Source organism: Hymenobacter cellulosilyticus (assembly GCF_022919215.1).
Taxonomy (GTDB): domain Bacteria; phylum Bacteroidota; class Bacteroidia; order Cytophagales; family Hymenobacteraceae; genus Hymenobacter; species Hymenobacter cellulosilyticus.
Genome location: NZ_CP095046.1, coordinates 5,392,193 through 5,418,465, shown reverse-complemented (window position 1 = coordinate 5,418,465; position 26,273 = coordinate 5,392,193). Strand labels below are relative to the sequence as shown.

Annotated in this window: 25 protein-coding genes and 3 pseudogenes; 10 read left to right on the top strand and 18 right to left on the bottom strand. The window is 58.6% G+C overall.

Translation table 11 applies throughout. The features are described 5' to 3' along the window. Positions 1-69: 69 nt before the first annotated feature. From MUN79_RS26490 to MUN79_RS26460, 7 genes and pseudogenes are all read right to left on the bottom strand, one after another. Positions 70-1,155, bottom strand: coding sequence for a branched-chain amino acid aminotransferase (locus tag MUN79_RS26490; RefSeq protein WP_311136609.1), 1,086 nt, complete (start codon positions 1,153-1,155; stop codon positions 70-72). Positions 1,156-1,221: 66 nt separating this feature from the next. Next, a complete protein-coding gene (locus MUN79_RS26485) occupies positions 1,222-1,773 on the bottom strand; it encodes a cob(I)yrinic acid a,c-diamide adenosyltransferase (protein WP_244675472.1) in 552 nt (183 codons plus the stop codon). Between the two features lie 93 nt (positions 1,774-1,866). Then, positions 1,867-2,578: pseudogene (locus MUN79_RS26480) on the bottom strand (ABC transporter ATP-binding protein). 18 nt (positions 2,579-2,596) lie between these two features. Then, positions 2,597-5,650, bottom strand: coding sequence for a tetratricopeptide repeat protein (locus MUN79_RS26475; RefSeq protein WP_244675471.1), 3,054 nt, complete (start codon positions 5,648-5,650; stop codon positions 2,597-2,599). A gap of 9 nt (positions 5,651-5,659) precedes the next feature. Beyond that, on the bottom strand, positions 5,660-5,947 hold the full coding sequence (gene gatC, locus MUN79_RS26470) for an Asp-tRNA(Asn)/Glu-tRNA(Gln) amidotransferase subunit GatC (RefSeq protein ID WP_135397914.1): 288 nt from the start codon (positions 5,945-5,947) through the stop codon (positions 5,660-5,662). A gap of 27 nt (positions 5,948-5,974) precedes the next feature. After that, positions 5,975-6,817, bottom strand: coding sequence for a lysophospholipid acyltransferase family protein (locus MUN79_RS26465; protein ID WP_244675470.1), 843 nt, complete (start codon positions 6,815-6,817; stop codon positions 5,975-5,977). Positions 6,818-6,895: 78 nt separating this feature from the next. Beyond that, positions 6,896-7,480, bottom strand: coding sequence for an NUDIX domain-containing protein (locus MUN79_RS26460; RefSeq protein ID WP_244675469.1), 585 nt, complete (start codon positions 7,478-7,480; stop codon positions 6,896-6,898). 442 nt (positions 7,481-7,922) lie between these two features. Here MUN79_RS26460 and MUN79_RS26455 point away from each other — a divergent pair, with 442 nt between their 5' ends. Continuing rightward, positions 7,923-8,165 (top strand): hypothetical protein, encoded by a 243-nt coding sequence (locus tag MUN79_RS26455; protein ID WP_244675468.1) that lies wholly within the window; start codon positions 7,923-7,925, stop codon positions 8,163-8,165. Between the two features lie 118 nt (positions 8,166-8,283). Beyond that, entirely contained in the window at positions 8,284-8,859 is a 576-nt protein-coding gene (gene rnhB, locus MUN79_RS26450) for a ribonuclease HII (RefSeq protein ID WP_244675467.1), read from the top strand. A gap of 252 nt (positions 8,860-9,111) precedes the next feature. Here rnhB and MUN79_RS26445 read toward each other — a convergent pair whose 3' ends face one another. From MUN79_RS26445 to MUN79_RS26430, 4 genes are all read right to left on the bottom strand, one after another. After that, complete coding sequence (locus MUN79_RS26445; protein WP_244678394.1) at positions 9,112-9,384, bottom strand: response regulator; 273 nt, start codon at positions 9,382-9,384, stop codon at positions 9,112-9,114. Between the two features lie 225 nt (positions 9,385-9,609). Further along, positions 9,610-10,038 carry a sensor histidine kinase gene (locus tag MUN79_RS26440; protein WP_244675466.1) on the bottom strand — a complete coding sequence of 143 codons (429 nt, stop codon included), beginning with the start codon at positions 10,036-10,038 and terminating at the stop codon, positions 9,610-9,612. Further along, the gene (locus MUN79_RS26435) at positions 10,008-11,150 is read right to left on the bottom strand and encodes a sensor histidine kinase (RefSeq protein WP_244675465.1); all 1,143 of its coding nucleotides are present in this window, start codon (positions 11,148-11,150) and stop codon (positions 10,008-10,010) included. The genes MUN79_RS26440 and MUN79_RS26435 overlap by 31 nt, the downstream gene beginning before the upstream one ends. A gap of 30 nt (positions 11,151-11,180) precedes the next feature. Then, positions 11,181-11,546: a CZB domain-containing protein gene (locus MUN79_RS26430; protein ID WP_244675464.1), complete on the bottom strand. Its 366-nt coding sequence runs from the start codon at positions 11,544-11,546 to the stop codon at positions 11,181-11,183. A gap of 206 nt (positions 11,547-11,752) precedes the next feature. On the opposite strand from MUN79_RS26430, the pseudogene gcvT reads away from it, so the two are divergent. Then, positions 11,753-12,857: pseudogene (gene gcvT / locus MUN79_RS26425) on the top strand (glycine cleavage system aminomethyltransferase GcvT). Positions 12,858-13,072: 215 nt separating this feature from the next. Then, positions 13,073-13,789 (top strand): 2-phosphosulfolactate phosphatase, encoded by a 717-nt coding sequence (locus tag MUN79_RS26420; protein WP_244675463.1) that lies wholly within the window; start codon positions 13,073-13,075, stop codon positions 13,787-13,789. 266 nt (positions 13,790-14,055) lie between these two features. Here the strand turns inward: MUN79_RS26420 and MUN79_RS26415 are convergent, their stop codons facing one another. Next, on the bottom strand, positions 14,056-14,382 hold the full coding sequence (locus tag MUN79_RS26415; protein WP_054411554.1) for a nucleotide pyrophosphohydrolase: 327 nt from the start codon (positions 14,380-14,382) through the stop codon (positions 14,056-14,058). Between the two features lie 340 nt (positions 14,383-14,722). Further along, positions 14,723-15,183 (bottom strand): annotated as a pseudogene (dtd, locus tag MUN79_RS26410) (D-aminoacyl-tRNA deacylase). A 23-nt stretch (positions 15,184-15,206) separates the two neighbouring features. On the opposite strand from dtd, the gene MUN79_RS26405 reads away from it, so the two are divergent. After that, complete coding sequence (locus tag MUN79_RS26405) at positions 15,207-15,524, top strand: hypothetical protein (protein ID WP_244675462.1); 318 nt, start codon at positions 15,207-15,209, stop codon at positions 15,522-15,524. Positions 15,525-15,621: 97 nt separating this feature from the next. Further along, entirely contained in the window at positions 15,622-16,758 is a 1,137-nt protein-coding gene (locus tag MUN79_RS26400) for a hypothetical protein (protein ID WP_244675461.1), read from the top strand. An 18-nt stretch (positions 16,759-16,776) separates the two neighbouring features. Here MUN79_RS26400 and mltG read toward each other — a convergent pair whose 3' ends face one another. The 3 genes from mltG to MUN79_RS26385 form a co-directional block, all read right to left on the bottom strand. Beyond that, on the bottom strand, positions 16,777-17,847 hold the full coding sequence (mltG, locus tag MUN79_RS26395; RefSeq protein WP_244675460.1) for an endolytic transglycosylase MltG: 1,071 nt from the start codon (positions 17,845-17,847) through the stop codon (positions 16,777-16,779). Between the two features lie 21 nt (positions 17,848-17,868). After that, complete coding sequence (locus MUN79_RS26390) at positions 17,869-18,471, bottom strand: class I SAM-dependent methyltransferase (RefSeq protein WP_244675459.1); 603 nt, start codon at positions 18,469-18,471, stop codon at positions 17,869-17,871. 316 nt (positions 18,472-18,787) lie between these two features. After that, positions 18,788-20,242: a helix-turn-helix domain-containing protein gene (locus MUN79_RS26385; RefSeq protein ID WP_244675458.1), complete on the bottom strand. Its 1,455-nt coding sequence runs from the start codon at positions 20,240-20,242 to the stop codon at positions 18,788-18,790. A gap of 241 nt (positions 20,243-20,483) precedes the next feature. Between MUN79_RS26385 and MUN79_RS31525 the strand changes: the two genes are divergently transcribed. The 3 genes from MUN79_RS31525 to aceA all read left to right on the top strand — a co-directional run bounded on the left by MUN79_RS31525 (position 20,484) and on the right by aceA (position 23,604). Next, a complete protein-coding gene (locus tag MUN79_RS31525) occupies positions 20,484-20,822 on the top strand; it encodes a hypothetical protein (RefSeq protein ID WP_311136608.1) in 339 nt (112 codons plus the stop codon). Further along, the gene (aceB, locus tag MUN79_RS26380; RefSeq protein ID WP_311136607.1) at positions 20,774-22,117 is read left to right on the top strand and encodes a malate synthase A; all 1,344 of its coding nucleotides are present in this window, start codon (positions 20,774-20,776) and stop codon (positions 22,115-22,117) included. The genes MUN79_RS31525 and aceB overlap by 49 nt, the downstream gene beginning before the upstream one ends. A 194-nt stretch (positions 22,118-22,311) precedes the next feature. Continuing rightward, on the top strand, positions 22,312-23,604 hold the full coding sequence (gene aceA, locus MUN79_RS26375) for an isocitrate lyase (protein WP_244675457.1): 1,293 nt from the start codon (positions 22,312-22,314) through the stop codon (positions 23,602-23,604). A 368-nt stretch (positions 23,605-23,972) separates the two neighbouring features. On the opposite strand, the gene MUN79_RS26370 is transcribed toward aceA, so the two are convergent. Next, the gene (locus MUN79_RS26370; RefSeq protein ID WP_244675456.1) at positions 23,973-25,148 is read right to left on the bottom strand and encodes a ribonuclease D; all 1,176 of its coding nucleotides are present in this window, start codon (positions 25,146-25,148) and stop codon (positions 23,973-23,975) included. Between the two features lie 147 nt (positions 25,149-25,295). Continuing rightward, positions 25,296-25,793: a hypothetical protein gene (locus MUN79_RS26365; protein WP_244675455.1), complete on the bottom strand. Its 498-nt coding sequence runs from the start codon at positions 25,791-25,793 to the stop codon at positions 25,296-25,298. A gap of 213 nt (positions 25,794-26,006) precedes the next feature. Between MUN79_RS26365 and MUN79_RS26360 the strand changes: the two genes are divergently transcribed. Further along, positions 26,007-26,261, top strand: coding sequence for a hypothetical protein (locus tag MUN79_RS26360; protein ID WP_244675454.1), 255 nt, complete (start codon positions 26,007-26,009; stop codon positions 26,259-26,261). Positions 26,262-26,273 lie beyond the last annotated feature (12 nt).

The following is a 26,273-nucleotide window of genomic DNA, read 5'->3' as shown; positions in this document are numbered from 1 at the left end:
TGGGTGTTAAGCAAAGGTAACTAATGCAAAACGCCCGCCGCCGAATAGTTCTCGGTGACGGGCGTAGCCCTAAAAACGCGGTTTAAAACCGTTATACCTGCACCATCCAGTGGTGAGTATCGGGGCCTCACCGGTGCGAATGTCGCTTAGTATAGCACTGGCTTTCTGGGAAAACGAGTTGGCTGTTGGCGTGGGCAGGCTGTAATCCTGGCCCTGGTAGCCGATAGTAGCAATGGGGGCAATGGTAGCGGCTGTACCCACTCCAAAGGCTTCCTGCAGCGTACCGTTGGCTTGAGCGGCCATTATTTCCGTAGCCGACACCTTGCGCTCTTCCACGGTCATGCCCAGGTCGCGGGCTACTTGCAGCACGCTCTTACGGGTAATGCCATCCAGAATTGAGGTGCTCAAGGCGGGCGTGATAACCTTGCCGTCGATAACGAACATCACGTTCATCGTGCCCGACTCTTCAATAAATTGGTGAGCCGACGAGTCAGTCCAGAGCAGCTGGTGGTAGCCTTCCTGCTGAGCCAGCTTGGTGGGCCACATGGCCGCGCCGTAGTTGCCGGCCGCTTTGGCATAGCCCGCACCGCCTTCGGCCGAGCGTACAAACTTTTCTTCAAAACGTACCCGCAACGGCTTGTTATAATACAAGCCAACCGGGCAGGTGAAGATCATGAAGCGGTAATTATCCGAAGGCCGAACCCCAATGAACCCATCGGTGGCAAACATAAAGGGGCGGATGTACAAGGCACTGCCCGGAGCTTTGGGCACCCAGTTGGCGTCGAGGCGAATAAGCTGAGACAAGCCTTGCATGAACAGTTCCTCGGGCAATTGAGGCATGCACATACGCTCAGCCGAAAGGTTAAGGCGCTGCAGATTGTCGTAAGGGCGGAACAAAGCAATTTCGCCCTGCGGATTCTTGTAAGCCTTCATGCCCTCAAAAATGGCCTGACCGTAGTGCAGGGCCGAGTTGGCGGGGCTTACGGCCATGTCGCCGTAGGGCACAATCTGAGGCTCCTGCCATTCGCCATCCTGATAGTCGACAACAAACATGTGGTCGGAGAAAACCTTGCCGAATTCAAGGTTGGCTGGATCTAGCTCCTGAAGGCGCGAGGCCGTGGTACGCTGGGTCCGAATAGTGAGTGTGTCGAGCATAATGCAGGATAGTGGGAGAGTGGGAAAAGAGCGGGTGGGAAAAGCGGGAGTCTTCCTGAAACGGGCCTAGGCAAGGCGCGGTTTCCAGGTAACTTCTTCGGCATTCAATTCGTGCGCCATCTGGCGGCTGAGCACGAATAAATAGTCCGACAAACGGTTGAGGTACATCACCACCAGGTCGGCTACGAACGAGTCTTCGCGCAGGGCAATAACCAGGCGCTCGGCGCGGCGGCATACGCAGCGGGCCACGTGAGCATAGGATACGGACGGGTGGCCGCCGGGCAGAATAAACACGCGCAACTCAGGCAAACCTTCGTTCATGCGGTCCATTTCGCGTTCCAGCAGCAGGACATCTTCCTCGTGCAGGTCAGGAATCTTCATCTTCGACTTCTCAGGGTCGGAAGCCAGGGAAGCGCCCATGGTGAAGAGCCGGTCCTGAATTTCCTTGAGCAGGTCGCGGCGGTTTTGATTGACCTCTTGGTCGCGCACTAGACCGATGTAGGAGTTGAGTTCATCGACGGTGCCGTAGCACTCGATGCGCAGGCTGGACTTAGGAACCCGGGTGCCCCCAATCAGGGAAGTGAGGCCTTTGTCGCCGGTTTTAGTGTAGATCTTCATGCAATGAGCGAAGGACAGAGGGCAGGAGCTGAGGTTGCAGAAAAAACAAGAACAAAAAAATCAGCTCAATGTCGGCGCCTCGGCCTTGAAAAGTCACCTGAGGATGTGGGAGGCCACCTTGTCATTGGGCACATCCGACTCCACTTGCCCGTCGCGCAGGCGGACGATTCGGTGGGCAAAGTTGGCAATATCTTCCTCGTGCGTAACCATGATAATGGTGTTGCCTTTGGCATAGAGGGCCTCAAACAAGTCCATAATCTCGTGGCTGGTCTTGGAATCGAGGGCACCGGTCGGTTCGTCGGCGAGCAGCACGCTGGGGTCGTTGACCAGGGCCCGGGCAATGGCTACGCGCTGGCGCTGACCACCCGACAGCTCGTTAGGCTTGTGCTTGGCGCGGGTATCCAGCCCGACGCTGCGGAGCGCCAGCATGGCTTTCTCTTCGCGGTCCGACTTGCTGTAGCCGGCATAAATCAGGGGCAGAGCTACGTTGTCGAGAGAAGTAGCCCGGGCAGCAGGTTGAAGCTCTGGAAAATGAAGCCGATTTCCTTGTTGCGCACGTCGGCCAGCTGATTGTCCGACATACTGCTGACGTTCTTGCCGTTCAGGATGTAAGTACCACGCGTGGGTGTGTCTAGGCAGCCCACAATGTTCATCAGCGTGGACTTGCCCGAGCCCGAGGGCCCATGAAGGCCACGTACTCACCCCGCTGGATGGTAATGGTAACTGACCGAAGCGCCTGAATGAGCTCGGTGCCCATCTGGTATTCCTTCGCAATGTCGTGCGTTTCAATTACAGGATGTAGCATAAGCAGCCAGGTTTAGTCCTAATTCCAGGGGTTGGCCGACGCCGTTTGACTGGCTCGCCGTGCGTTGTACTGTGTAAGAAAGGTACTGTATTCTGCGGGTGAAAGCAATGGACGCAGCCTTTCCAGAGAAGCTGCGGCGTACTCACTTAAACCGGCCGGAATGGCTGCCAGCGTGTAAGCCTTCAGCAGGGGCACCGACTCAGGGTTGTATTCCAGGCCCTTGAGCAAGGCATTGTAGGCCGGCATATCCTGCTGGCGGCTCAAGTAAAAATCAGCCGCGGCTACTACACCTTCTTCCAAAAATGGTGCTTCCCGCACGAGCTGGTCGAAGAGCTTTGCGGCTTGTACGGCATTGTTGTCTAACTGAGCCAAGCTGGCCTGGTAGTAAAGCCGGTACGGCCGGTCTTGGCGGTGAAAGTAGCCTTGCTGCACCACATTGCGCAGCGGCGCCAGTTGCTTGCCTTGCAGATACACCTGACCGCGCAGCACGTTCCAAGCCGAAGCTGCAGTGGTTTGGGTGGCGGGTTTGGGGGCAAACAGCTCAATGGCCTGCTGGGCTGCTGGTAGCTGGCCGGCTCGCAGGGCCCGTGGAATCTGGGCCAGCAGCGCCGCCTCCCGCGAAGCCGGGGTGCCAAGTGCTGCTGCCTGGGTAATCAGGCTCCCGTGATTCAACGAACTGCCCCGCAACACCAGATATTGGGCCTTCACGGAGTCGGGTGCCGTAGGATACTGGGTGTTGAAGTCCAGCGTCAGAATATTTAGCAGCCGCTGGGCCCGCTGACTAAGTGCAAAGGTCTTATCGGGCAAGGCTTTCAGGGCGGAAGCTCGGGCTGAGTCCGGCTGATTGAGCAAAGCCTGGGCATACGCCCGGAAGAGGGCTGCTTCCAGGTAGCCGTTACGGTTGGCATCGGCTAAGCGGGCCGCCGCCGGTGCGTACTGCCGCTGCTCCAGCAACCACAAGCCCCATAGGTTCTGATAGTAGGCACTGCCCGTGGAGTTGCCTGTGGTAAGGGGCAGCAGTGTGGCTTGGGCCGCAACGGGTTGGCCGCTGTAGTGCTGGGTAAGGGCCCGCAGAAAAGTCAGTTGGTCGAAATAAGCACTGTTTTCGGGTTGCTGAGCCAAACGCTCGAGTAGCTTCAGCTGACTTTTGTCAGCCAGGGCAGCGCGGTGCAGGGCATCGTGGTAGAGGCGGGCAAACTGGGCCGTCGTCAGCACGGGAGAGAGTAGCGTAGTAGCTTCTGGCCGGCGGGGTTGCCCGCTTAGCAGGTTTAGCAAAGACACGTTGCTGGCCCAGCCGGCATTGTCGGCCGCACTCTTGCGCTCGGCAATCAGCTGACGTGCGGCTTCGGCCTGCTGGGTTTGAATCAGAAAAGCCAGCCGATTGGTTTCGACGGCCGGGCTGTTGGGAGCCAAGGCTTCGGCGCGCCGCAGATAATAGTCCACCGAATCGGTGAGGGTAGAGCGGGAGTAGAGCTGGGCTAGGTCGTTGGCCAGGCGGGCACTGCGCGGCGTGCTCTTGATGCCTTGGCGCAACACATGCAGCCGGTCGAAAAAGTCGGTAGGCTCATTGTAGAGAGCTGCCAGGCGCAGGGAAATCTTTTCCGAAGGCGCCCGGCTTAAGGCACGCCGCAGGGCATTTATTTCATTCTGCCGCTGGGAACGGAAATGGTACAGCGCCGCCCGGCCCATACTGGCGCGGTGGTTGTGCTGGTCAAGCACGTCACTTTCGGCGTAGTACCGCTCAGCCAGCAAGGCCAGTCCTTCGGTATTGGCTTGCTCCTCGCTCTGCAGGCGGGTCAGGTCACCCACGTTGTTGAAGTAGCCGGCCTGCACCTGGTCGAGTACGAAGAAGTTGTTACGCATCTGAACAGCCAGTAAGCTGCCTATGCCCACCACGTACACGATATAGAAGGGCAGCCGTTTGGGCTCGTACACCACCCAGAACACGCGCAGCTTCTGCCGAATCAGGGTAACAAAGTTGAAGAGCAGGTACAGCAGGAAGGCCGCACCCACACAAAGCAATGCCAGAGCGGTAAAGTCGCGGGCGGCGCTGAGCAGCGGGTCATTAGCCGTGGCAAAGGCAAAGCCCAGAAAGCCTGCCGCCACCGTGAGCAGCACCAGATACAGCAGCTGGGCGGCTTCGAAGGGCACAAACTCCCCGTAGGTAGCCGCCCGGCGGCGCAGGTTCAGCCAGCTGATAATGGCCGCCGGGATGAGCAGCACCAGTGGTTCGAGGTTGACACCGGGCAGAATAAGCAATTCCCCATTGTTCCAGTAGTACAGCAGCAGTGTGCCCAGGTAGAGGAAGCTGGTAAGCAGAAACGGCAGAATGCCGTAGCGGCTTCCGGGGTTTTCGGCTTGGGAATTAAACCACAATAGCCCGTAGATATTCTCAATGCTGAGCCAAAGTACGAGCAGTGCCACGGCCGCTGCGCCACTGCTTGTAGCGTAGCTTACTAAGTGCAGAGCCGTGGTGTCGGTCGGATTGTCGCTGCGCTGAAATACGAGCGTGGCCAGACCTGCCACGAGCAAGGCAAAGGTCAGCAGACGGCGGACCAGGGAAATATCGGTCCAAAAGGCGTGAAACACGAAGGCCGGCACGCCCAGGGCCAGCAAGGTCAGAATAAGGAAGTACTGCTCCCGCGAGTCGAAAATGCCGAGCATATCGGCATTAAAGGACATGAGCAGGAAAAACAACAGCGCCATACCCGCCACAAACGACAACCGGGGCAGGGTGCTGATAACGGCCAGGTAAAACACCAGGGCCACAGCCAGCAGCCCCAGCAGGGCGACTGCCGCGTCGGGCCGCACGAAGGGTCCAGTTATGTCGTGCGTCGCGCTAACCAAGTAGCCATTGACGCGCACTGGCAACTCATCCAGGCCTACCCGCACGTGCTGCAGCACGGTGGGCACGGGCTTGAGTTGGGCTACTTCCTGCACCCGCAGCGTATAGTCGTCGCCGGTGAAGTAATAATACAAGGCCAGGGCCAGCGCAATACCGGCCAGCAGGCCGAGTATTCGGAGAATAATACGCCAGCTGGAAGAGCGGGGAGAAGAAAGCAGGAGCGTCAAGACAGAAGGTTATTCCAGCACTTTAGGTACGCGGAAGTAGTCGGAATCCTTGCGCGGGGCGTTGCGCAGGCCTTCCTGGTGACTTACCGAGTTACGGGCTTCATCGGGGCGCAGTACATTGATTTCGTGCGACAGATGCACCAGCGGCTCCACGTTGGTCGTGTCCAGCTCGCTGAGCTGGGCCACCCAGTCCAGAATCTTGTTCAGGTCGCCGAGCATCTGCTGCTCTTTCGTAGCGTCGAATTCGAGGCGGGAAAGATGGGCCAGTTTGCGCAGGGTTGATAAATCGGTGCTCACAGGTAAAAGGAAAATAAGGAGTTCAACTTAAGAATTGGGCAGAACCTGCTCCGGGCTTGGCTGCAGGTCCGGGTCGACGGCAGGTGCCACGGGGCGTTTGCCCAGGCGGGAAGGTTCCGGAATGCCGGCAGCCTCGGGACGAAACGCGCTGGCAATAGTACGAAAAGCTTGGTCCCGGATGCGGGGCACGTCGGCATTGGTCAGGCCCTGGGTGAAGATAGGCTCGTGAATTACTACCTGCAAGGGCGTGTAACGTACCCGGATACCGCCAACATCGGGCATAAACCGGTGGTTCAATGGCATGGAAACTGGCACGATGGGCACGCCAGTAGCAATGGCCAACTGAAAGGCCCCGTCCTTGAACGGACCCATTTCCTCGCCGGGCTTTTTGGAAATGGTGCCCTCCGGAAAAATCACCACCGAGCGGCCGGCTTCCAGACTTTGCTTGGCCTGCACCATGGCTCGGCCCCGGCTCACGGCGCTGTTGCGATTCACGGTGATATAAACGCTGCCGAAAATGGGCCCCCAGAGCGGCACCTTAGCCAGGGCACTCTTGCCAATGATGTTCAAGAAGCCCGGAATGGCCTTAAATAGGACCGGAATGTCAATGTAAGAGCTGTGGTTGGAAACGTAGATGCAGGGCTGCTCGGCCGGTAGCGGCTGTTTGCGGACGATATCCACGGGCATGCCCCACATACGAATGGCAAACGATGACCAGCCCCGGTTGATGGCGTGCAGGTGGCGGTGCAAGGACGGCTTGCGGCCCAGCAGCACCTGAATCGGATAGGTGACCACGAAGGGCAGCACAAACCAGAACGTGCTCCAGGTGGTGTAGATGCGGTGCCAGAGGTAATGCAACAGTCGACGCATACCGGCAAAAATACAAGCTATATTCTTAGAAGCAGTTTGCCGGCAGGTTTTCGGCCGTGCCGCAGACGGGCTGGGCCGTTACTGAACCTGCCGGCTTTGCAATACCTTTTCGGCCTTAAGCAAACCCGCCACGCTGATGGCGTCGGTAATTCGGTCGTCCATTACCATGGCCACGGCTTCGGCCAGGGGCAGCTTCCACAGGCGCAGGTCCTCGGTTTCCTCGGGCTCTACTTCGCCAGCTTCGAGGTCTTCGGCTAAGTACACAAAGCCTTCCTCATCGGTTACCGAGTTGGAAGTGTGCAAACGGGCAATTTTGGTCCAGCGCTTGGCCGTGAAGCCGGTTTCTTCCTTAAGCTCCCGCTGGGCCGATTCCAGGACGTCCAGCTCAATCGGGCCACCACCCATCGGAATTTCCCAGGAGTACTCATTCAGCGGGTAGCGGTACTGGCCCACCAGCCAGGTATTTCCTTCCGCGTCCACGGGCACGATTCCCAGGGCCTTGTTCTTCATCGATACCACTCCGTAAATGCCCCGGCCCCCTTTAGGGTTGATAACCTGATCTTCCCGCACCCGAATCCAGGGGTTCTGATAGGTCAGCTCGGAGCTAAGAATTTGCCACGGATTGCGGGTTTCGTCGAAGTCGGAAGAAGGAATATGGCTCATATGAGAAGGTAAGTCAGAACTGCTGAACTACGTAAAGGTAGTATTTCGCTGCTAGCCCAGAAGGGCATTTCATGTCCATCGGGCTACAAGCCGGGTTAGTCGGGTGAGAAGCCGCGTTTGACAAAAACACCCCAATAAACGCCTGACACCAAGTAGTTTTGTCGTAGAAAGGAACCAGCACAGATAGAGGTTGTGGAAAGGAAGTCTCTGTCTTGTGTACACTCCGACCGGGTCAAGGAGTAGGGTGGATGAATTTCTTCCGGTCGGTGCAAAATTAAGAGCCGTTGCCTAGAGCAGCGGCTTTTTTTGTGTTCAAATTTTCCTGAGCCCTACGCCAAAATCTTGTTAGGCCCTAGGCCGGCCAGGCCTCAACCCCAACGCTGTGGGGTGCGTACCAGTCAGTAATTGGCTGTTTACATCCCAGCCGGTACCGGATATTTTTATGGCAAATCAACCCAAAAACCAGTCCGCCCAGTCCCAGCCCGGAGACCCACTGTTCAACCTGAAGCACGCCCAAGCAGAAGCCGAGCTGGCCCAGAATACCGGCGGTCTTGGTCCGATAACCAACGAGTACATTACTACTGATGAAGATGCTGCCCTCGACGAAGGCCCCCGTGATAAGCAGGGCAACCGTCGTGGTGAGCCGGATCTACCCGACGCCGGTACTACTGCTGGTCGTCACTAAGCTTTAAAAACGCGTACCCCAAAAAGGGCCTCTCCGGTTGCTGCGGCAGCCGGGGAGGCCTTTTTGTTTGCGGACCGGATTGGGTGGCCCGATGGTGGCGTCCTACCTTTGTCGGTATATGCTGCTTGCCTCCCACACCGGACTCCGCCTCGAAGCGGGCCTCGACGAAGCCGGCCGCGGCTGCCTGGCCGGCCCGGTCTTCGCCGCCGCCGTTATTCTGCCGCCCGATTTTGCTCCTGCTTACCTCAACGACTCCAAGCTGATGACGGCCAAGCGGCGCGAAACCATCCGCAAGGAAATCTGCCGGGAGGCCGTGGCTTGGGCCGTGGGCGAAGCCAACACCACCGAAATTGCCTCCATCAATATTGCCCAGGCCAGCTACCTGGCTATGCACCGGGCGGTAGCTTTATTAACGCAGGTTCCGGAGCATCTGATTGTGGATGGCAACCGGTTCCGGCCGTATCTGGGCATCGAGCACACCTGCTTTGTGAAAGGGGATGGGCGCTACCGCAGCATTGCCGCCGCTTCGGTGCTGGCCAAGACCTTCCGCGACGACCGAATGCACGAGTTGGCTCTGGAGTTTCCCATGTACGGCTGGGAGCAGAATGCCGGCTACCCCACCGAAAAGCACCGCGCCGCCATCCGGGAGTACGGCCCTAGCGAGCATCACCGCATGGGCTTCCGGCTGCTTTGAGTGGTGAATTTGTGAGATGGTGAACTCGTGAGTTGTCGTTCAGTTAGCGCTTGTTATGTTAAGCGGCGTGAAGCAAAGGACCTTCCTTCGGTAAGTGTCAGCCCCAACTTAACGTAAAAAAGCCTCTTCCTACGTTTGTGGGAAAGGGCTTTTTTACGTTGATAAAACCAGTAGTCAGGTAGGTGGGGAGAAGCCTTCGCAAGCGCCAGTTGAACGACAACTCACGAGTTCACCATCTCACAAATTCACCATTTAATCTTTCAGGCGGAGCAAATCTAGGAAGAGGCTGAAACCGTCGACGGTGGAGCCGCCTTCGCCGAACTTATCGAAGTTGAGGGGCTTGATAATATAGCCGCTCACGGCCAGGTCCCGGGCTTTGAGACGGTCGGTTTCCAGGTCGGAGGTGGTCATGATAAATACGTTCAGGCCCACAAATTCGGGGTCGGAGCGCAGAGCGTCCAGCAGCTCCAGGCCGTTCATGCGGGGCATGTTGATGTCGAGCATTACCACGCTGGGTTTGCTGATCTGGTTCTGCCCGCCTTCGCCCTTAAGGAGCTGCAGGGCTTCACGGCCGTTTTTGGCGATGTGGAGGGGACGTTGATATCGTGTTTACGTAACTCCCGCTGCACATTCATGATATCCATCTGGTCGTCTTCAACGAGCAGAATACTGGGGGCAACTTCGGCGGTAGACATATTGGGAAAGGAAAAGTCGAATCTAAATCTGCCTTCTATACGGAAGTTTTAATATTCAGACGGTCTTAGGAGCCGATTGAGCGGCTGTAATTCGGCGTTCGGCGTGCATAGCCCGCTCTTTGGGCCAGGTGAAGATGAAGGTAGCCCCTTGTCCTTCTGAGGATTCGACGTGAATGGTACCGCCCTGCCGCTCCACGATTTTCTTAACGATGGCCAGGCCCACGCCCGTACTTTCCAGCGTGTCGCGCTCTACCAAAGTCTGGAAAATGACGAAAATCCGCTCGTGGTACTCCGGGTCGATGCCCGGGCCGTTGTCGGCAATAGAAAAGGTGTACTGTTGCCGGTCTTCGCGGCAGCCAATACGCACCACGCCCTGCTCAGGACGGTCATGGTACTTCAGGGCGTTGCTGATCAGGTTGGTGAAGACCTGCTGCAGCTGCACCCGGTTCGAGGTCATGGTGGGCAGATACGTGGGCAGTTCCACCCTGAAACCGGTCGGGGGGCCAGGGAATCTACGATTTCGTTAAGCAGTTCCCGCACATTGATTCGCTCATCGGCCTGCTTGGTGCGCCCAATACGGGCCAGGTCTAGGATGCCGCTGATCAGGTTTTCCATGCGGTGCACCCGGGTCCGCATCAGCATCAGAAATTCGCGGATATGGTCGGGGACGTCCTTGCCCATGTCTTCCTCAATCCAGCGGGAGGCGCTTTCAATGCCCCGCAGCGGCGCTTTCAAATCGTGCGACACCACGTAGGCAAACTGGTCGAGCTCCTGGTTGCGGCGCTCCAGCTGGGTGATGGTCGAGTCGATGGTGCGGGCCATGACGTTGAGCGAGTCGGCCAGCTCGGTGAGCTCGTCCTGGGAGGTATCCTGAATGCGGGTGTTGTAGTCGCCGGTGGCAATCTGGGTCGACAGGCCCACCATCATATCAATGCGGTGCGCAATGAGGCGGGTAATGTAAGACGCCCAAAGCAGGCCGATGCCGATGGCCAGCACCGTGACGATAATCGAAATCAGGCGGGTCTGGCGAATACTGTCCTCCAGCTTCTGCCGCACTTTGTCGCGGTCGGCCAGCTCGGTGCGCTCGAAGCCGGCAAACAGCACCCGAATCTGGTCCATGATCTGCTTGCCCGTCAGGCTTTCGGCCAGCTGCCGGTGGGCCATGCCCTCCATGCCAATCTGGTTGGGGTTGCGGCGGCGGGCCTCGCGCTTTTCACTGATGAGCAGGTGAGAGTAAGCCGACCACTGCTGGTACAGGCGCTGGGTGCGCTGGATGCGGGCGTACTGCGGGTCGTCGAGTGCTATCTGGCTGCGCAGGTTCGCAAACTGCTTCAGCAGCTCCTGTTCCCCTTTGTAATAGGGCTGAAGCACGGCTTCGCTGCCAATGAGCATAAACCCCCGGAAGCCGGATTCCATGTCGATGATGTTGCGAAACAGTGTGGACGCCTCGGCCGTGATAATCTGGGAGGCCTGGACCCGCTCGGAGTTGCGCAGCACCTGGCGCGAGAGCTGGTAATTGACGAACACGACCAGGGCAAACAGGGCCGAAATGACCAGGAAGCCGGCAAATAACTTGGTGGAAAGCTTAAGCTTCATGCAGCGCCGCTACGGAAAGGACTGGTTGAGTTAGCGAGGCGTACGCAGCTTGTCCTGGATAGTTTGCAGCAGCTGCGTGATTCGGTCGGTGAGGGGGAGCAACTCGGTCAGGCCCTCGCGAGCCTGCTCGGTAAAGCCCTGCAGGTACATGTCCATGAGCTGATTGGCCTGGGCATGCACCTGCCGGTGAGCCCGGTCCAGGGCGGCCCATTCGGGCACGTGGCCCCACTCGCTGCGGCGGCGCTCCGTAATCCAGATGCCGAGGCTGCACTGGTCCGGGTCACGGGCCGGACCTTCGGCCAAGGCACTGCCGTAGAGAAAAGAGCGGAGCTTGGATTTGAACAGCAGGTGCTTGAGCATTGCCGTTTCAAAGTCCTGTTTAATATCTGAATCCATAAATAACTGCCCGCGGGCGGCATGCTGAAAGAGAAGGGCAAAGGTAGCCAACCCGGCAAAAAAGGTGGTTACGCCCCGGCGAGTCGTAGCAGAAGTGGGGCGTACGGATGAAGTCTGTACGATCCGGCCGGGGGAAATGGCTAATTTCGCCCGGTCCTTTCTAAGGGACCTACGCAAACCACCTTCTCTACTTCCCAACCCGCCCCATGGCCGAAGAACTCAAAACCGTTGTCCTGAATGACGTGCACCAGCAGCTAGGTGCCAAAATGGTCCCCTTTGCCGGGTATAACATGCCCGTGCGCTACTCCTCCGACCTGGAAGAGCACCGCACCGTACGGCGGGCTGTGGGTATTTTCGACGTGTCGCACATGGGCGAGTTTCGGGTGCGTGGCCCCAGGCCCTGGACCTGATTCAGCGCGTAACCAGCAACGACGCCAGCAAGCTCGCCGATGGCAAGGCTCAGTACTCCTGCCTGCCCAACCAAGAAGGCGGCATCGTGGACGACCTGCTGGTGTACAAGCTGGCCGACGAAGACTACATGCTGGTCGTAAATGCCTCCAACATTGAGAAAGACTGGAACTGGATCAGCCAGTTCAACACCGGCGGGGCCGAGCTTGAAAACATTTCCGACCAGACCAGCCTGTTCGCCGTGCAGGGTCCTAAGGCGGCCGAGGCGCTGCAAAGCCTGACCGACGCCGACCTGAAAAGCATTCCGTACTACAGCTTCGTGCAGGGCACGTTTGCTGGCGCGCCCAACGTCATCATCTCGGCTACGGGCTACACCGGGGCCGGCGGCTTCGAGCTGTATATCCCTAACGAGCACGCCCAGCAGGTGTGGGACAAGATTATGGAAGCCGGGCAGCCCTTCGGCCTGAAGCCCATCGGGCTGGGGGCGCGCGACACGCTGCGCCTGGAAATGGGCTTCTCGCTCTACGGCAATGATATTGACGACTCGACTTCGCCGCTGGAGGCGGGCCTGGGCTGGATTACCAAGTTTACCAAGGAGTTTACTAACTCGGCCAACCTCAAGGCTCAGAAGGAGCAGGGCGTAAGCCGTAAGCTGGTGGCTTTCCTGATGGATGGGGCCGGTATTCCGCGCAGCCACTACGAGCTGGTAAACGAGGCCGGGGAGAAAATCGGGGAGGTGACTTCCGGTACTCAGTCCCCTCGTTGAGCAAGGGTATAGGCCTGGGCTACGTGAAAACCGAGTTCAGCGCGCCCGGCGGCCAGATCTTCGTGCAGGTGCGGGGTAAGAACTTCCCCGCTACGGTGGTTAAGCTGCCCTTCGTGAAAGGCACGGAGGAGGCGTAACTGGCTTTCTGCTTAGCAATTGTACCTGTCATCCTGAGCAAAGCGAAGGACCTTACCACGTCAGAGCAAAATCGTTGTTACGACCCATGCTAACGTGATAAGGTCCTTCGCTTTGCTCAGGATGACAGTAGTGCTTGGAAACGGCTGCGGGGGCGGTGCTTCTGCAAGCTCGGAATGACGTTCCTATTTCATTTTTCTTACCTAATACCTTTTGCATGCCCTCAGTTGATATTTGCTTTAGTCCGGAGCTGTTGCCGTTGTACCAGTTGGAAGGGAAGGTGGCCGTGGTGGTGGATATTCTGCGGGCAACCTCCTCGATTGTAACGGCCCTGGCGGCGGGCGTGACCCATATCGTGCCCTTCAGTGAGCTGGAAGACTGCCAGGCGCTGGCTGCCCAGGGCTACCTGACGGCTGCCGAGCGGGACGGGCGGCAGGCGGCTGGCTTCGATCTGGGCAACTCCCCGTTTGGCTACCTCGACGGGGTGCTGCCGGTGCAGGGGCGGGGCGTGGCCATTACAACTACCAACGGTACCCGGGCCCTGCACTTGTCACTAGCGGCAGATGCCGTGGTAATCGGGGCTTTTCTGAACCTGGAAGCCGTGGCAGAGTTTGCGCGCCAGCAGAACAAGGATGTAGTGGTGGTGTGCGCGGGCTGGAAGGGAATGTTCAACCTGGAAGATACCGTCTTTGGCGGGGCCCTGGCCGAGCGCCTGGCTGCCACGTTTGACACGAGCAGCAGTGACGCGACGCTGGCCGCCCTGCACCTGTGGCAGCAGGCCAAGCCGGGTCTTGCGGGCTACCTGCTACAGTCGGCGCACGTGCGGCGGCTCAATTCGCTGGAGGCCAATAAGGACTTTGACTACTGCGTGCAGGTGGATACGCACCGGATAGTGCCTATTTGGCGCGACGGGCGCTTAGTGGTAAACAGCTAACCCCAGCGCGTAGGCTGCAATCAAAAAACAGGGCGCCCGGAAACAATTTCCGGGCGCCCTGTTGGCTTATCGGTCGGCCCTGAACCGGTTTCGGACGGCCAAGAAATCATTTCGGACGGTCTTGAACCGGCTTCAGACACCCAAAAAACCATTTCGGACAGTCAAGAAACCATTTCGGACGGCCCAGAATGGCTTTCGGACGGTATTGAAGCGGCTTCGGACGGCCTTGAGCAAGCTTCGGACACTTTTACAGCAGAGTGCCTCGGCTAGCGGAGCTTCTCGTTTTGCTGGTGACGGGTGGCGTCGCGCTGGGTTTTCTTTTCCAGATTGCGCTGCAGGGCCTCGGTGAGGTTGACGCCGGTTTGGTTGGCCAGGCAAATGACGACGAAGAGCACATCGGCCAGCTCGTCGGCCAGCACTTTGTCTTTATCCGACTCCTTGAAGGACTGCTCCCCGTACTGCCGGGCAATGATGCGGGCCACTTCCCCGACTTCCTCGGTAAGCATGGCCATGTTGGTCAGCTCATTGAAATACCGCACCCCGGTGGTCTGAATCCAGGTATCCACGGTTTTTTGGGCTTCTTCGATGGTCATAGGTGGTGAAATGGTGAGGTGGTGAGATGGTGAGTTTTTGTTCGGCTGGCGCCCGTTCCTGTCTTTGCCAGGACGCAGGACATTCCGCGCATCAAGCGGCGTCAATCCGTCCTCCGCGAAGGTAGGCACAGCCTTTCACCGGCAAGCCCTTTTCCTGCTGTCATTGCGAGGCGCACCCGTGGCAATCCTTCCTCTACTAGTGACAAACGTTCTTTTATTAGAAAGCTCTAACGCCAGAGCAAACGGTAGGACTTTTCAGTTTAGAAAACTCGGCACATTTCAGAGGACGGATTGCTTCGCTTTGCTCGCAATGACACTAGAACATCAACTCACCATCTCACTATCTCACCATCTCACCTTTCGGGGAGTCGAGGACGATGGTGACGGGGCCGTCGTTGAGGAGCTCTACTTTCATGTCGGCGCCAAACTCGCCGGTGGGCACGGGCTGGCCGAGCAGGGTTTCGAGCAGCTGCACAAACTGCTGGTAGAGCGGAATGGCCACGGGGGGCGGGGCGGCACCGGTGTAGCTGGGGCGGTTGCCTTTGCGGGCATCGGCCAGCAGGGTAAACTGGCTTACGACCAGCACCTGCCCCTGAATGTCTTGGACGCTGCGGTTCATCTTGCCTTCTTCGTCGCTGAAAATGCGCATCTGCACGAGCTTGCGGGCAATCCAGTCGAGGGATTGGGTGTTGTCGTCGGGGCAAAGCCGGCCAGCACCAGCAGGCCGGGGCCAATCTGGCCGGTGATGCGGCCTTCCACAGTGACGCTGGCGCGGCTGACGCGCTGAATAACTACTCGCATAGGGCGGGAAGCGGAAAAGCTGAATGTTGGGGTGGGTTGCCGTACTTCGCGGAGCCAACCGGCACCACGTACCCCGCATGACGGCCACGAAGAACGACAATCCGACGAGAAAAAACGCCCTTTTCCTGCTGCTGAGCCTCGTGCTGGTAGCGGCAGTGCGCCTTTACGGCCTGCGCCACGCGGCCCTGCCCGACTACGACTCGGTGCGCAACTGGCAGATTGTGCAGGAAATAGCCCAGGGGAATTTTCGTAATCTGTTTCACCACGGCAGCCCGGCTTTTCGGTACTCTACGTGCCGGTGGCCTGGGTCACGACCAACTTTCACGTGTTTCAGCACCTGAATGCCCTGCTGGCCGTGGCGGCGGTAGGGCCCTGGCGTGGTTTGTAACCCGAATAGCCCAGCTCAAGCCCTGGGAAACGGCCCTGCTGACGCTGTTTGTGGGCTCCTCGGTGTTCCTGACCTTCTCCGGCCGCGACTTTACCATGGGCTCGGCTTCGCTGCTGGTGTTTGCCGGGTTGCTGCAAGCGTACTACCAGCGGCTGGAAGAGCCCAGCTCCCGGCAGCTGCGGCGGGTCGCGCTCTGGCTGGCGCTGGGGCTGAGCATCAACTACAAGTTTATCCTGACCCTGCCGATTCTGGGCGTATTCGAGCTGTTGCAGCGCGACGGACTGCTCTGGCGGCAGCGCAACTGGCTGCGGGTGGCCCTTATTCTGGCCGCGCCGTTTGTGGTGTTCGGGCTGATTGGGGTGCTGGCCGGGCTGCCCTGGTACCGGTGGCCGGCCGTGTACTACAACGTGCTGTTTCCGGGCGCGCCTAATGCCGCCGGCCGGCAGGGCAGCGTACAGCTGGATTTTACCTTCTACCTGTGGTTTCTGGCGCGGTTTGAGTCGTGTCTGGTGCTCCTGGGAGTGCTGCTGGTGCCGTTTCTGTGGCGGCGGGAGCTGTTCCGGGAGTTGAGACGCATCAATCTGGTGCGCTACCTAGCCGTGTGGGCTTACTCGTATCTAGCGGGCATGTCGTTGCTGCTGAAAGCACCGCGGGGGCTGCTGCTGGCTTATAGCCTTTTCTATATCCTGGCTTTCCTGTCGCTGCGGCGAAAGGTGGGCGGGTGGCGCTTTGTCGGGATATTACTGCTTGCCTGTACCTTCAATATAGGTTGGGTTCAGGAAGAAGTGTATGCTTATACGCCCAGCAGCTACCCGCAGGTGGCCGAGTGGCTGCGGGCCCATCGGGCAACGAAAGTAGTGAGTACCGTAGGCCTGGGCCTGGCGCCGTTCGGAATTGACTCGGTGGTGAGCATTACCTCCGAAAAGCAGCTTCCGGCTTTGCGCAAGCGCGGTTTTCAGTACGTGCTGCTGGATGATTACTACAGGGTAACCAATGTGCAGCAGTTCGACTCGCTGCGTCAGCAGAAGCCCTTGGCTATTTGGCCGGAGCCCATGCTGACCTCCTCTCTGCTGGCTCTGGAGCACATGGAATACACCGGCCTGAGCGTAGAAGAGACTATGAGACGGCAGCATATGATTGAGAGGCTGAAGCTGAAGCGGGAGCTCAGGCTATACCGGCTGCAATAAAACCAACACTAAGGCATCTTACCGCAGAATCTTCAGGCTGTCAAGGGTATGCTGGTATTTGCGGGCATTGCGCTTGTGGTCGGCGTAGGTTTCGGCGAAGTCCGAAAAGCCGCTCCGGTCGGGTCGGGCGCAGAAGAAGTAGTACTTGTGGGCTGCGGGCTTGAGCACGGCGTTCAGGCTGGAGCGGTTGGCTGAGGTGATGGGGCCGGGCGGCAGACCTTTGTGCTTGTAAGTGTTGTAGGGCGAGTCTACGAGCTTATCCTTGTTGAGCACCCGTTTCACCCCGAAGTTGCCGATGGCCCAGAGCAGAGTTGGGTCGGCCTGCAGGCGCATGCCGCGCTTGAGCCGGTTCAGGTACACGCCGGCAATGATGGGCTTGTCGGTGGGCTCCGAGGTTTCGCGCTGCACGATGCTGGCCAGCACGTGTACCTGGGTAGGCGAAAGGCCCAGAGAATCGGCCCGCTGTCGGCGCTGGGGCGTCCAGAACCGTTGGTGCATGGCCGCCGCCGAATCCAGAAACTGAGTGGCCGAGGTGTTCCACTCAAACTTGTAGGGTCCTGGCAGGAACATCGTCAGAATGGTGGTCGTGTCGAGGTGGTAGCGGCGCAGCAGCAGACCGTTGTCGTTGAGCAGGCGGCGTAGCTGGGCTGAATCGGCTTCGAGCTGCCGGGCCACCTGGCGCACGAGCTGGGGCTTGTACTTGAAGGCGTCGAGGGTGAAGGCCACCGTATCCTGGGGGCCCTGAGTGAGCTTGTCTACCAGGGCCGAGTTGCCCAGCTCCGGGGTCAGCAAATAGCGGCCGGGGCGCACGTGGGCCGGATAGTCGCGCCACTGGGCTACCTGCCGGAAGGTTTCCGGGTCGCGCAGTAGTTCGTGCTTTTCCAGGGAATCCAGCACGGCCTGGTAGGAAGCACCGGTACGGATGTAGAGGTAGGCCGGGCCGAAAGCCGAAGCAGCCACATTGGGCTTCCACAGAATCTGCCAAGCCTTAAAGCCAACGATGCCGCCGGCTAGCAGCAACAGCAGGAGCAGAACCCGGCCGACCCGCCACCAGAGCGGAGTAGCTGTAGAAGTATGTTGTTGACTCAAAATGCTGAAATACGGCTTGTTTTAGGGCTTCACGGCCTTGGCCACCACCCGCTGCCACACAAAGGTAAAGTCTGCATCGGGAAGCTCCCGAATCTGGAACTCCCGTTGGGCCTCCGCTGAGGCCTGCCGGAACTCCTGGCGAACCAAGTCAGCCGTTGCGCCCGTGCAGCCGGCTTTTTCCAGCCAGTCGTTGAGCTGCATGGCCCCGTCGGGGGCTGCTTCTTCGATTTTCTCTACTTGCAGACCTGCCATTTCTAGTGCGGCCTGCCACTCCCGCGGCTCCAGGTTGCGGGCGTGGGAAGGGTCCCGCAGCTTTTCCACGTAATTCTGCCACTGGTTTAGCTCCGGCTTATTATCGGGCACGGAGGTGTCGGCCAACAAAAACCGGCCACCGGGCCGCAGTACGCGGTGCACTTCGGCCAGAAACTGCGGCACGGAATCGAAATGGTGGGGCGCTACCCGGCACGTGACGATGCTGAACGAAGCATCGGGAAAGGGCAGCTGCTCGGCTGCGCCTTCCAGCCAGGTTACGTTGGTCAGCCGTTGTTCCTGCTGCCGTTTCCGGGCCTCGGCCAGCATCCCGGTCGACACATCCAGCCCACCACCGACTGTACGTAGGGGCAAAGGCCAGGGCCGTGAAGCCCGTGCCGGTGGCTACGTCTAGTACCGTATCGGTGGGCTGGCAGTCGGCGTGCTCCAGGAGCCACCGCAGCAGCGCCTCGCTCCAGGTGTTCCACTGCGTGTTGTAGTGCGTAGCCTGGCGGTCAAACTGTTCTTTTGCGGACGACATAGCGGTTAGTTGTTGGATGCTGATTATTAGTAGAACGTCATGTTGAGCCACGCGGGACATCCAGCGTGGCTTCATTGGATTAGTAATCAGACGTCAGCACGCAAGATTCCTCGCGGGGCTCGGAATAACGTTCTTTCTGACAACGAACAACTAAAATTTACCCCGCATTGACCAACGTGGCAATGGCGGCTTCGATATCCTTGGTGCGCTGCTTCCGCTCGATTTCCACGGGGCGGCGGCCCGTACTTCGCAGTCGTAGATGGCGCACCGCTCACAGGTCTCGTTCACGATACGCACTGGAATGGCCAAGTCTTCGAGGAAGTTGATTTTCTGCCGGAGGTTGTCGTCGTTGAGCAAACCTACCGTCACACTTACGGCGGGCTCGTCGGGGCCGCCGGCCCGGGCCAGGGTCAGGCACAGATACTCGTCGTCGGTACCAAAGTAGTGGGAGCGTTGGGCCGAAATAGCCGTGTTTGGCGCGCCGGAAAGCGGCTCCTGCCGCAACTCCGAAATCAGGCGCAGCGACACCCAGCGGCGACAGTAATGCTCGTGCAGCTCATTGCCGTGGGGGTTGTGCAGGCGGGAAAGGTGCAATTCCTTGGTCAGCAGAAAGCCCGCGTTGGCGTTGGCTTGGTCGAAGCGCAGGAAAAACAGGCTCTGCAGGCCGAAGTGCCGGGGCAGCAGGTTGGTGATGCGCTGCATGAACATCTCCGGCGACACGTCATACTTGGTAATCAGGTCCAGAAATGCCGTCGGGTCCCACTTTTTGCTGGCAAACAGCTTCTGGAAGTCCCGGGTGAGGCTTTCTTCCTCCATCAGCAGGGCCCCAGCAAAATAGGAGGCCTTGAAGTTGTTGAGCACCTCGTCGAAGCTGCGCACCGGGAAGGAGGCATTCACATAGGGCCGCTCTCGCAGATTAAGGTAGTTGAAGGCCAGTTCCCGGCCCAGCACAAAGGCCTCCTGGGCCCGGGTAAGGCCGGGGCGCATGAGCAGGCGCTTGGTTTTGGGCTGAAACACAGACCGCAGCCGGCCCAGGCTAACGTACTCGCCCAGCTTGGTGCGGTCCACGATGTAGCCATATTTCTCGGTCAGAACCTGTTCCAGCTGCCGGGTGGCAAAGGGTGCCGCTACCATCAGCTTTTCCTGCCCGATGAAAGTGCGCACATCCTGTTCCAGCTCTTCGAAATAGTTGTCGTGCATCTCCTGATAGGAGCGCAGAGCCGCCAGAAAGAAGTGCTCCTGCCGCATTTCGTAGTTGCGGGCAATTTCGAACAGCGTCCCGATGAAGGCATTCATCTTGGCTGGGGCATCCGAAATCAGCTCCACGATGCGCACCGGGTCCAGCCCGAACATCTCCAGCGGAAACTCCTTGAGCAGGTCCGACTGCAGCAGCTCAGAAATGGGCTCCAGCTTGCGGCTCAGGGTGAGAGAAGTAAGCTGGTCGTAGCTTACTTCCAGCACTTTGCTCAGGCTCAAGATTTTATCGGCCTTAGGATACTTCTTGCCCTTCTCTATTTCATTCAGGTACGACACCGACACGTCGCAGGCCCGCGCCAGCTCGGCGGGAGTGAAGCCGCGTTCCTGCCGTAGCTCGCGCAGTTTCAAACCGAAAATTAACCGGACAACCTGACCGTGACTAAGCATAAGGGAATACAGAAGTAGGCTCCACACCACCAACCAAGGCAGCAGGAACGGCTACAAGAAAAAGATATTGGGCTAAAAGCCTAGCAAAAGTAGGTAAAAACCAACTTTTATAAACTTTAGCGAATATTCGCTTGAATAATAAAATTCGCTAACGTATGTTTGGTTATATTCTTTCCCGCTTCTCTCCAAAAGCATCCAGCCTATGTTACCTTTCGCCGACTCCCAAACCCTAGTTTCGCCTCCTGCCTACCTCACGCCCGAGCGGGTGAAAGTGGTGGGTGCCTATTCGCCTGAGTTTGCCGAAATCCTCACGCCCTCGGCCCTAGCCTTTGTGGCCGAGCTGCACCGCCGCTTCGACCGTACCCGCCGCGAGCTGCTGGGGCGGCGGGAGGCCCGGCAGCGCGACTTCGAAGCCGGCATTCTGCCCGATTTCCTGCCCGAAACCCAGATGATTCGGGATAAGCCCTGGACCGTAGCCCCCATCCCGCCGACTTGCAGGACCGCCGGGTGGAAATTACCGGGCCGGTGGAGCGCAAGATGATTATCAATGCCCTGAACTCCGGAGCTAAGGTGTTTATGGCCGATCTGGAGGATTCTAACTCCCCAACCTGGGCCAACGTTATAGAGGGGCAGCGCAACCTGCGGGACGCCGTGCGTCGGACCATTTCCTTGAGCACACCCGCGAAAGAGTACAAGCTCAACGAGCAAACCGCTACGCTCGTGGTGCGGCCCCGGGGCTGGCATTTGGTGGAGAAGCACGTGCTGGTAGACGGGGAGCCTATTAGCGCCTCTATGTTCGACTTCGGGCTGTACTTTTTCCACAACGCTCACGAGCTGTGTGCCCGGGGCAGTGCGCCCTATTATTACCTGCCCAAGATTGAAAGTCACCTGGAAGCCCGGCTGTGGAACGACATTTTCGGCTTTGCCCAATGGTCGTTGAAAATGCCCAAGTGCACCATCAAGGCCACGGTGCTGATTGAGACGCTGCCGGCTGCTTTTGAGCTCAACGAAATTCTCTACGAGCTGCGGGAGCACAGTGCGGGCCTGAACTGCGGGCGCTGGGACTATATCTTCTCCTACATCAAGCGCCTGGGGCTGAAGCCAGAGTTTCGCCTGCCCGACCGCGCCCAGGTAACTATGTCGGTACCTTTCATGGCGGCCTACTCACAGTTGGTTATCCAGACCTGCCACCGCCGCGGGGTGCACGCCATCGGGGGCATGGCCGCCCAGATTCCGATTAAGAACGACCCGGAAGCAAACGAAGCCGCCCTGGAGAAAGTGCGGCTGGATAAGGTGCGCGAAGCCAAAAACGGCCACGACGGTACCTGGGTGGCCCACCCCGGCCTGGTACCGGTGGCCTTGGACGTGTTCAATGAACTCATGCCCCAGCCCAACCAGATTGACAACAAGCGCGAAGACGTGAAGGTAACCGCCGCCGATCTGGTGCAAGCGCCCCAGGGCACCATTACCGAGGAAGGTCTAAAGCTCAATATCGACGTAGCCATTCAGTACCTCGAGGCCTGGCTGGGCGGTAACGGCTGCGTACCGATTTATAATCTGATGGAAGACGCTGCTACGGCCGAAATCAGTCGGGCGCAGGTGTGGCAGTGGCTGCATACGCCGGGTACTACGCTGGCCGATGGCCGTGAAATTACCGTGGAGCTGTACCGGTCCTACGTGCCCCAGCAGCTGGAGAAAATACGGGCGCTAGTAGGGGAGGAGCGCTACACCAAAGGACAATACCTGCCGGCCGCCCGCCTGTTCGACAGCCTCGTGACCAGTGAAAAGTTTGTCGAGTTCCTGACCGTGCCGGCTTACGAGCAGCTGCTAAGCTAAGCCTGCCTTCTGAGCAGTAGGTCTTTTGCCTGATTCGCACGAGCAAAATCGTGCGCCACTTCTTTATTGCCTTTCCTTAAAAGCGGCTTTTCAGCCTGCCAGGCCCCGCTTTGCCTTTTCTGTCCGCTTTCCAATTCATCCTGTTCAAGCCTTTCTTTCCACCCGCAGGCCGGGCCTGCCCAACCTTCTCTCCCATGAACAAGCAAGAACGTATTGCCGCCATTAAGCATGACTGGGCTACTAATCCGCGCTGGCAAGGTGTAGAGCGGCCCTACTCGGCCGAAGACGTGGTGAAGCTGCAGAACTCCATCCGCATCGAGTATACTCTGGCCCGGCAGGGAGCCGAGCGGCTCTGGAAGCTGCTGCACTCCGAGCAGTACGTGGCTGGCCTTGGGGCCCTGACCGGCAATCAGGCCGTGCAGGAAGTGCAAGCTGGCCTCAACGCCATTTATCTCAGTGGCTGGCAGGTGGCCGCCGATGCCAACGGGGCCGGTCAGATGTACCCCGACCAAAGCCTGTACCCAGTAGACAGCGTACCAAATGTAGTGCGGCGCATCAACAACGCCCTGCTGCGCGCCGACCAGATTCAAAACCTGAGCGGAGAGGGCCACGTGCATTGGCTGGTGCCCATCGTGGCCGATGCTGAGGCGGGTTTTGGGGGCAACCTCAACGCGTTTGAGTTGATGAAGATGATGATTGAGGCCGGAGCCGCCGGGGTGCATTTCGAGGATCAGCTGTCCTCGGCCAAGAAGTGTGGGCACCTGGGTGGCAAAGTGCTGGTGCCCACCCAAGAGGCCATCAACAAGCTGGTAGCCGCCCGCCTGGCGGCCGATGTGCTGGGCGTGCCCACGCTGGTGGTAGCCCGCACCGACGCCGATGCCGCCGACCTGATTACCTCCGACGTAGACGAGCGGGACCTGCCCTTTGTAGTGACGGACGAAGAGCGGACCAGTGAGGGGTTCTACCGGGTGCGGCCCGGGGTGGAGGCCTGTATTGCCCGCGGCCTGGCCTATGCGCCGTACGCTGACTTGCTCTGGATGGAAACCTCTCACCCCGACTTGGAGCAGGCCCGGGCCTTTGCCGAAGGAATTCATGCGCAGTTTCCGGGCAAGCTGCTGGCGTATAACTGCTCCCCTTCATTCAACTGGGCGGCCAAGCTGAGCGTGGCGCAGATGGAAACCTTCCGGGAGGAGCTGGCCGCTCTGGGCTTCAAGTTTCAGTTTATTACCCTGGCCGGCTTTCACGCCCTCAACACCAGCATGTTTGAGTTGGCCCGGGCCTACCGGGACCGAGGCATGGCGGGTTACTCGGAGCTGCAGGAGCGGGAGTTTGCCCTTCAGAAGCAAGGTTTCAAAGCCGTCAAGCACCAGTCATTCGTGGGTACAGGCTACTTCGACGCCGTGCAGAGCGTTGTTTCTTCCGGCAAAGCCAGCACTTCGGCTCTGGTAGGCTCTACGGAGGAAGCTCAGTTTCAGAGTGCCCACTAAGTATGATGGCAACACCAAGCTAGGCTAAGGCTTACTATACAAGAAAGGCCTCTTCATACGAAGAGGCCTTTCTTGTAATTCAGCGGTTATGAGCAATATTTTGGCGGAATGAAATGTCTATAATTAATGATTTTAGTGTCTGTTATACAATTGATTATTGGAGGAATACCTGAAACAATAGAGTCTGGTTTTTACTGATTTTTGTTCGAGCAGGCCCTAATACATAGGTATATTTGAATCAAGTATACGAAGTAGATAATCAGCTATAGTTAAACCTTCGTGGGTTGCTTATATAGTGGTGCAGTAACTTATTTTAAAAAAGAAAGCCGCCTTAACAAGGCGGCTTTCTTTTTTGGGGCCTAGAGTTTCTAAAACGGCTCGGCAATCTGGCCATAGTCGAGGCCGTGGCGCTGGCAGGCTTCCTGCAGGATGGTTTTCTGCCAGGGGCGCAACACTTGGTCGGCGCCCAGCTCCACGATGTCGGCCACGAGGCGGTTGGAGAGCACCAGGTTAGCCACGTACACGTTGATATCGGCCGTAATAAGCCCCTTGAGTTGGGTTAGAAGCTGCTCGCGGGCATCAGCTTTGGCTGCCTTATCGCCGGTAAGGCGGCGACGGAAAGGAAAGCGGCGCTGCTCACCAGTTTGGGCGGGCTCGGGCACGGCCACAAACTTATCGGGGGAAAGAGCCGCCAGCTGCTCCAGATACGGCGTGCGCTTCAGCTCGGGGTGCAAGCCGCGGGTGTTTTTCCAGTCATTGGCGTCGCGGGGAGTGTCGCGTACCAGCTCCGAGAGCCGGTCGTTGGCAAACACCATGTACGGCGGCTTGTCGAGCTGCCGGGCTACCTGGTCGCGCAGCATGTACAGGTCGCGGAACAGGGGCAACTCGCCGGGCAGGATCCGGTATTTGCCCGCAATGCGCAAGTAAGGCCGGTCGTCGCGGGTGTAGCGTACCTCCTCCAAAGCGGCGTTTTCCTGTTCGGCCCATTCGGTGCGGCCCAGTTCGTCCAGCTTGGCTTTGAGGCGGTCGGCCAGCTCAAACAGGTAGAGCACGTCGTTGGCGGCATACACCTTCTGGGCCTCGGTGAGGGGACGCTTCAGCCAGTTCGACTTCTGCTCACCCTTATCAACCTCCAAACCCAGTTCGGCCTGAATCAGGCGGCCCAGGGAAATGTTGTTGTCTGACTCGCCCAGCAGGGTGTACTGCACGCTGGTGTCGAGAATGTTGCGCACGTGTACGCCGTAAAGCTCATCGAGGAGCAGAATGTCGGACTTGCAGCTGTGGAATACCTTTTCCACGGCCGGGTCGCGCAGCAGGGCCCAGATGGGCTCCAGCTCCTGGGCCGGGTTGGTCAGCGGAATTGGGTCGAGCAGGTAGACTACCTGCCCGTCGTAAATCTGGATCAACGCCAAGTTGCGGCCGTAGCGGTGGCGCATGTCGTCGAATTCGAGGTCAACGGCCAGGCGCTTGGCAGTTTGCAGAGCGGTGCCGGCCTGCTCCATTTCGGCAGCGGTGGTCAGGTACTGAATAGTAGGTGTAGACATTCAGGCAAATAGAAAGGCAGCGGCAAGGCTGCTAGATGATGGCTCAGGCCATTTTGGTAAAGGTAGGCAGCCGAGGCAAGCAAAACCAACCCGCCAGCCCCCGGTGCCCAACTGGGCATTGCCGGCGGGAAAGTAGCAGAATGCCCGTTACAAATCAGCCTGGGCCTCGTCTTCCTCGTCGTCTTCGTCGTGGTGGCTGAAGTCCAGCTCCCGGGCTACCCGCAGCGTTTCCTGGATAACTTCCTCCATCAAGGCCTTGGTATCGGCGTCGAGGGTGCGCTCAAACAAACCCAGCAGCAGTTCGCCGTCCTCATTTACGTAGAGGTTGGTGTAGAGCTTTTCAAACAGCTTGGCGTCCTTGGTAATGACAGCGTCAATTTCATTCACCGACTTCGCCTTCAGGGCCCGGTGCATCACGTCCATCACCTTGCGGCTTTCCTCATGGTCGCCCAGGTCGGCCAGCAGCTTGAGAATGGACATGGCCACGGCCAGGCGCACCCGCTCGAAGCGGAAGGCAATATCGGCCTTGCCGGCCTGCTCGAAAGTTTTGTAGGCGGCCAAGTCGGCGGCCGACAGGTACTGGGCAACTTCGGCCTCCGTGCGGAAGGCCTCGTGCAGGAGCTGTTCGTAGAAAGTGGTGCTCATCGGGAAAGAAAACGAAGGGACTCCACCCGGTAAAAACAGGAGGGGAACCAAATTAAACGGCAGGATTCGGCGGTAGACCGTAACCCAGAGGCCCAAAGGTACGATTGCAGAAGAAGCTTAAGGCTCTTCCGCTCACGCTGGCTGCCAACTTGGTGGCTACCGTCGTGGTTAGTCCCTATTGATTTTCTGGTTTCACCCTAAATTCTTACCCCGATGACGCATAAAACGAAATGGCTGGTTTTTGCCCCTTCCGGACTAGTCGTAATTGGCTTTGGCGCCTGCCTTATTCAGTGGGCCACCGCCATGAAGCAGGAAGGCAAGCCCACTTCCCAATGGGTGGGAGCCGGTACGCTGGCGTTGGGCGTGTTTAATGCCGGCGTCAGCCTGTTCGGCCGGGGTGTGGCCGAAAGTGTACTGTATCAGATCCGCGAGAAAGACGCCACGCCGGGTGAAGGCAACCAGCAGTAAAATGCCTTTTCG